Origin of the sequence: Caulobacter endophyticus (assembly GCF_003116815.1) — a bacterium.
GTDB lineage: Bacteria > Pseudomonadota > Alphaproteobacteria > Caulobacterales > Caulobacteraceae > Caulobacter > Caulobacter endophyticus.
In genome coordinates this window covers 1-5,865 of sequence record NZ_QDKQ01000059.1, presented here as the reverse complement: position 1 = coordinate 5,865, position 5,865 = coordinate 1, and the positions used below count along the sequence as shown (strand labels likewise).

The window sequence follows — 5,865 nt, the reverse complement described above, 5'->3', positions numbered from 1 at the left end:
GCCCTCGCGGCCGGCGTCGTCGCCGCCTCGGCCCAGCCGGCCGCGCCGCCGCCCCCGCCCGCTGCGCCGGAAGCGCCGCAGCCTCCGCCGCCCCCGCCGAGTTTCGGCCACATGGTGTTCCGCGACCGCGTGGGGCCGGTGCGGGCGCACCAGGATCCGGAAGCCCGCGTCCAGCGCCTGCGCGACGTGCTGCAACTGACCGACCGCCAGGAAGGCGCCCTGAAGGCCTACGTCGCCGCCACCGGCCCCAGGGAACGCCCCGAACCCAAGCCTGTTCGCGACGAGGGCGCCAAGGACAAGTCCCCGCCGACCGCGCTTGAGCGCCTCGACGAGCAGGCCGAGCGGATGGCCAAGGTCGCCGCCGACCTGAAGGGCCGCGCCGACGCCACCCGGGCCTTCTACAACGCGCTCAGCCCCAGCCAGAAGAAGGCCTTCGACGCCCTCGGTCCAGAAGTGACCGGCGGACCGAACGTCAGCGTCCGCCGCTTCGAGACCCGGGGTCCCAGGGGTGGTTTCGGCGAACGCCGGGTGATCATCCAGCGCAAGTCGGGCTCGTAAGGACGAGAGACGATTGCGGGCGTCCTCCGGCCGATCTAAGTCAAGGTCGATGGGCGCCCGCAACCACAACAAGAACCCGTTCGATTTCCTGGCCAACCCCGAGCGGTTCATGGCCTTCTCGCGCTGGGCCGCGCCGATGTTCGGGGCGATCGCCGGCGTGCTGGCGGTGGTCGGCCTCATTTTGACCTTCACGGTTCCCGAGGACTACCAGCAGGGCGACACGGTGCGGATGATGTTCATCCACGTGCCGGCGGCCGTGCTGGCGATGTTCGTCTATCTCTGCCTCGGGATCGCCAGCTTCCTGGCCCTGGTGTTCCGCCACGCCCTGGCCGATGCCGCCGCCCAGGCCTGCGCCCCGCTGGGCGCGGCCTTCACGGTGCTGGCCCTGGCCACCGGCTCGCTGTGGGGCAAGCCGATGTGGGGAACCTGGTGGGTGTGGGACGCCCGACTGACCTCGGTGCTGGTGCTGCTGCTGTTCTATCTGGGCTATCTGGCTTTGCGCGGCGGCATCGACGACGAGCAGAAGGCCGCCCGCGCCGCCGCCATTCTGGCCCTTGTCGGCGTCATCAACCTGCCGATCGTCAAGTTCTCGGTCGATTGGTGGAACAGCCTGCACCAGGGCTCGTCCACCCTGCTGGCCAAGCCGGAGAACCGGCTGCCGGCGGTCTACGCCTGGCCGATGCTGGTGATGCAGCTGGCCTATCTGTCGGCGTTCGGCGCGCTGTGGCTGGTGCGGATCCGGGCCCTGGTCTGGCGGCGCAAGGCCCGCAGCCTGGCCCTGAAGGCGGCGGAGGCCTGATCGCGTGCAGTTCGATTTCGACGCCGGCAAGTACGCCATCTATGTCTGGCCCGCCTTCGTCCTGACGGCGGCGGTGTTCGCCTGGATGATCGCCGACAGCCTTTCGGCCGCCCGCCGCTGGCGCGCCGAGGCCGAGCGCCGGCAGGCCGAAGCCAAAGGCCCGCGCGCGTGAAGCGCTGGCTGGCCTTCGCGCCGCTGATCGTGCTGGCGGCCCTGGCGGTGCTGTTCGCCGGCTACGCCCTCAAGCGCAATCCGCAGGTCAGCCCCGACGCCCTTGTCGGCAAGGCCGTGCCCGCCCTGTCGCTGCCCGACCTCGACAGCGGGACGCCGACCCCGGTTCGCAGCCCCGGCGACGGGCCGATGCTGGTCAACTTCTTCGCCTCCTGGTGCGCGCCTTGCGAGATCGAGCATCCGCAGCTGATGGCGCTGAAGGCGCGCGGCGTGCGCGTGGTCGGCGTCGCCTACAAGGACGCGCCGGCCAACACCGAGGCGTTCCTGGGACGCCTGGGCGATCCGTTCGCCGCCCGGCTGGTCGATCGCGACGGCCGGGCGGGGGTCGAGTTCGGCGTCACCGGCGTGCCCGAAACCTTCGTGGTCGACGCCCAAGGCCAGGTGGTGGCCAAGCACACCGGGCCGATCACGCCGCAGGATCTGGAAGAACTCGTTTCCAGGCTGCGTTGAAGCGTCGCGCGCTTTTGCGCTTAGTGCGTCGTTAACCACGCTCGCGCACCCTGCATTAACCATGCTATCAACCGCGTCATGAGCACCGTTCGCCCCACCGGCCTGCCCGCCGTCACCGCCCGACCCTCGTCGGGCGCCGTGACCCCGGCCGGCCAGTCGCGCGCGGCGGCCTTCTTCCAGGCGGCGGTCAGCGATGCGACCAGCGCGCGCCCGGCGGCCTCGCCGATGACCGTGCAGCTCCAGACCCAGACCGAGCCCCAGGCCCGCCGCACCGTGCCGCCCAAGGCCTTCACCGCCCCGACCGAACAGCCGCAGAAGATCCTGCGCCCCGGCTCGCTGCTGAACATTCTGGTCTGAACCCCCTTCTCCCCTTGCGGGAGAAGGTGTCGGCGAAAGCCGACGGATGAGGGGTCTCTCAAACGAAAAACGCCGCGACCGGCCCATCGGCTGTCACGGCGTTTTCGTACGTGCAACCCCTCACCTGACCCCACTCCGTGGGCCCACCCTCTCCCGCAGGGGGAGAGGGATCACGAAATCTACAGCGGCGGCGGCGGCGGGGCGAGGATCTCGCGCTTGCCGGCGTGGTTGGCCGGGCCGACGACGCCTTCCTTCTCCATCCGCTCCATCAGCGAGGCCGCGCGGTTGTAGCCGATCTGCAGGCGGCGCTGGATGTAGCTGGTCGAGGCCTTGCGGTCGCGGGTGACCACGGCCACGGCGTGGTCGTAGAGATCGTTGGCCCCGCCCTCGCCCTGGAAGGCGCCCTCGATGGCCTCTTCCTGCTCCTCGTCGCCGCCGGCGGTGACTTCCTCCAGATACTGGGGGATGCCCTGGTCGCGCAGGAACTTGGCCACGGCCTCGACTTCTCCATCCGACACGAACGGGCCGTGCAGGCGGGTGATGCGGCCGCCGCCGGCCATGTAGAGCATGTCGCCCTGGCCCAGCAGCTGCTCGGCGCCCTGTTCGCCCAGGATGGTGCGGGCGTCGATCTTGGAGGTGACCTGGAAGCTGATCCGGGTCGGGAAGTTGGCCTTGATGGTGCCGGTGATGACGTCGACCGACGGGCGCTGGGTGGCCATGATCAGGTGGATGCCGGCGGCGCGGGCCATCTGGGCCAGGCGCTGGACGGCGCCTTCGATGTCCTTGCCGGCCACCATCATCAGGTCGGCGACCTCGTCGATGACCACGACCAGATAGGGCATGGCCTCGGGGCGGATCTGCTCGGTCTCGTAGATCGGGCGGCCGGCATCGTCGAACCCCGTTTGAACTGTACGTTCGAAATGTTCGCCCTTCTCGAGGGCCTCGTTGGCCTTCTCGTTGTAGCCGCCGATGTTGCGCACGCCGATCTTGGACATGCGGCGATAGCGGTCCTCCATCTCGCGGACGGTCCACTTCAGCGCCACGACGGCCTTCTTCGGATCGGTCACGACGGGGGCCAAGAGGTGCGGGATGCCGTCATAGACCGACAGTTCCAGCATCTTCGGGTCGATCATGATGAAGCGGCACTTCTCGGGCGGCAGCTTGTAGAGGATCGACAGGATCATGGCGTTGACGCCGACCGACTTGCCCGAGCCGGTGGTGCCGGCGATCAGCAGGTGGGGCATCTTGGCCAGGTCGGCGATATAGGGCTCGCCGCCGATGGTTTCGCCGAGCGCCATGGGCAGGATCGAGCTGGCCTTGTCGTAGTCGGCGCTGGACAGCAGGTCGCGCAGATAGACGGTCTCGCGCTTGAAGTTCGGCATTTCGATGCCGATGGCGTTGCGGCCTTGAGCGACGGCGACGCGGCAGGAGATCACGCTCATCGAGCGGGCGATGTCGTCGGCCAGGGCCACGACGCGGGCGGTCTTGACGCCGGGCGCGGGCACCAGCTCGTACATGGTGACGACCGGGCCGGGACGGATCTGGTCGATCTGGCCCTTGACGCCGAACTCGGCCAGCACGCTTTCCAGCAGGCGGGCGTTCTGGCGCAGGGCGCCCTCGTCGAACTCCGACGAGCGCGGCTTGGCCTTGGCCAGCATGGCCAGCTCCGGCAGCTGGAAACCGTCCTCGTTTTCCTCGAAGTCGAAGGTCTTCTGCTGCTCGCGCAGTTCGCGATTGCTGGACGGGGCCGGCGCCTTGGGCTGGCGGATCGACAGCGGGCGGGTTTCGAAGCTGGGCGCGAAGTCGTCCTCGTCGTCCTCCACCGGCGGCGGTGCGGGACGGGCGGCCTTGGCGGCGCGGGGCGCGGGCTGGGGCGCGACGACCATGCCGTCGTCGTCCTCGGCCGCAGCGGCCGCGCGGGCGGCGCGGCGGGGCGCGGGGGCCTGGGGCTCGTCGTTGTCGATGGCGTCGATGGCGTCGCGCACCGGACGGCGCGGGGCGGCTTTGGGGCGCGGGGCGCGGGCCGGCTCGGGCTCGCGCTCCTGGCGGGGGGCGCGTTCGCGGGGCGCGGTCAGGCGGGCGACCAGAGCCATGACGCTTTCGGGATCGACGCGGCGCACGCCGAGCGCGTAGCCGACGCCAATCACTGCCCCGACCAGCAGCAGCAGGGCGGCGATGAAGCGGGCGCCGGGGATGTGGGCGAAGCTGAAGATGCCGGCCAGCAGGTTCAGCAGACCATCGCCCCAGAACCCGCCCAGGCCCTTGGCCAGCGGCCAGACGGCGGGCTTGGCCAGGACGGTGAGAAAGCCGGCGAGAGCCAGCAGGCCGGCCACGCCGACGCCGGCGCGCACGCGCAGCTCGCGGCGATGGGCGTCGGGATCGGGCTGGGCGGTGCGGGCCAGGCCGAACACCAGCATCATGATCGCCGCCACCCAGCCGGCCAGGCCGAGGGACTGGACGACCACGTCGGCGATCACCGCGCCGGCGCCGCCCAGGGCGTTGCTGGCCGGCGCGCCGCTGACGGCGTTGAAGCTGGGATCGGAGGCGTCGTAGGTGGCCAGGGACAGCAGCAGACCCGCGCCCAGAACCGCCAGGACGCCGCCCCGGAACCGGGCCGTCCACGGCTGGTCCCAGCCATAGCGCACCGCCTCCCAGACCAGCTCCACATTCGATCGCCGCGCAACTCGCGCCATGAACCACTCCGAAGCACTTCGAAGCCTACCTTGTGGCCGCAGATGGTTAAGGGGCGTTTACCGAGATCGGGATCGAGGGGCGTCTGGAAACAAAGACTTAGTGTCGCAGGGCGTCACGAGAGCGTCATGGAACCGGAGTCGCGCGACGTGCATTTCCAGTGCGTATCCCCCTAGTAACATCCCCTCTGACTTCGCGGCCCGGACGGCGACGCCCGGGCCGTTTTTCGTTTGGGGGTCGGGTCCGCCAGAGAGGAACCTCCCCCTGTGGGGGAGGCGATCGCGCAGCGATCGGAGGGGGGAGTTGGTGCGGGATCGACCGGCGCCTCGAAAGCTGAAAACGTCCCCCCACCGGCCTTCGGCCGCCTCCCCCACGAGGGGGAGGTTGGTCGCACTAGATGCTCCCCCTGAAGGGGGAGCTGTCGCGGAGCGACTGAGGGGGAAGGGATTGCTGGCGTGGGGGAGCACTGATCTCATCAGTCACTTCCCCCTCCGGCCCTTCGGGCCACCTCCCCCTTCAGGGGGAGGATCTTTGGGTACGGGCTCGCGCTCTCACGCGGCAAGCCGCTGAGCTGATGGAGAGGGCGCGGGGCGTCCGGGGCCTCGCCCGGATGTGTGAGTTCTAAGTACCGTTTCGACGAAGCTTGAACGCCCCGCGCGATCGTTATGCCTCAGGCCGGGGCGCGCGGGCCTCTTCCGCCCTGTGCCCCTTCCCCATGCAGTGCGCCCCGTTTCTTGGCGGCCAGGCGTGCATGGCGGCGCGAACCCTTGGACGGGCGG

6 protein-coding genes are annotated in these 5,865 nt (G+C 70.1%); 5 read left to right on the top strand and 1 reads right to left on the bottom strand.

Annotation, left to right across the window (positions count from 1 at the left end):
- From DDF67_RS17705 to DDF67_RS17685, 5 genes are all read left to right on the top strand, one after another.
- Positions 1-558: Spy/CpxP family protein refolding chaperone (locus tag DDF67_RS17705; RefSeq protein WP_109102172.1), on the top strand; the 558-nt coding region annotated here is incomplete at its 5' end.
- Between the two features lie 49 nt (positions 559-607).
- Positions 608-1,357: a heme ABC transporter permease CcmC gene (gene ccmC / locus DDF67_RS17700; protein WP_109102171.1), complete on the top strand. Its 750-nt coding sequence runs from the start codon at positions 608-610 to the stop codon at positions 1,355-1,357.
- 4 nt (positions 1,358-1,361) lie between these two features.
- Entirely contained in the window at positions 1,362-1,529 is a 168-nt protein-coding gene (ccmD, locus tag DDF67_RS17695) for a heme exporter protein CcmD (protein WP_109102170.1), read from the top strand.
- Positions 1,526-2,038: a DsbE family thiol:disulfide interchange protein gene (locus DDF67_RS17690; protein ID WP_109102169.1), complete on the top strand. Its 513-nt coding sequence runs from the start codon at positions 1,526-1,528 to the stop codon at positions 2,036-2,038. Before ccmD ends, DDF67_RS17690 begins: the two co-directional genes overlap by 4 nt.
- Before the next feature lie 78 nt (positions 2,039-2,116).
- On the top strand, positions 2,117-2,395 hold the full coding sequence (locus tag DDF67_RS17685) for a hypothetical protein (protein ID WP_109102168.1): 279 nt from the start codon (positions 2,117-2,119) through the stop codon (positions 2,393-2,395).
- A gap of 179 nt (positions 2,396-2,574) precedes the next feature.
- On the opposite strand, the gene DDF67_RS17680 is transcribed toward DDF67_RS17685, so the two are convergent.
- The gene (locus tag DDF67_RS17680) at positions 2,575-5,088 is read right to left on the bottom strand and encodes an FtsK/SpoIIIE family DNA translocase (protein ID WP_109102167.1); all 2,514 of its coding nucleotides are present in this window, start codon (positions 5,086-5,088) and stop codon (positions 2,575-2,577) included.
- Positions 5,089-5,865: the final 777 nt, after the last annotated feature.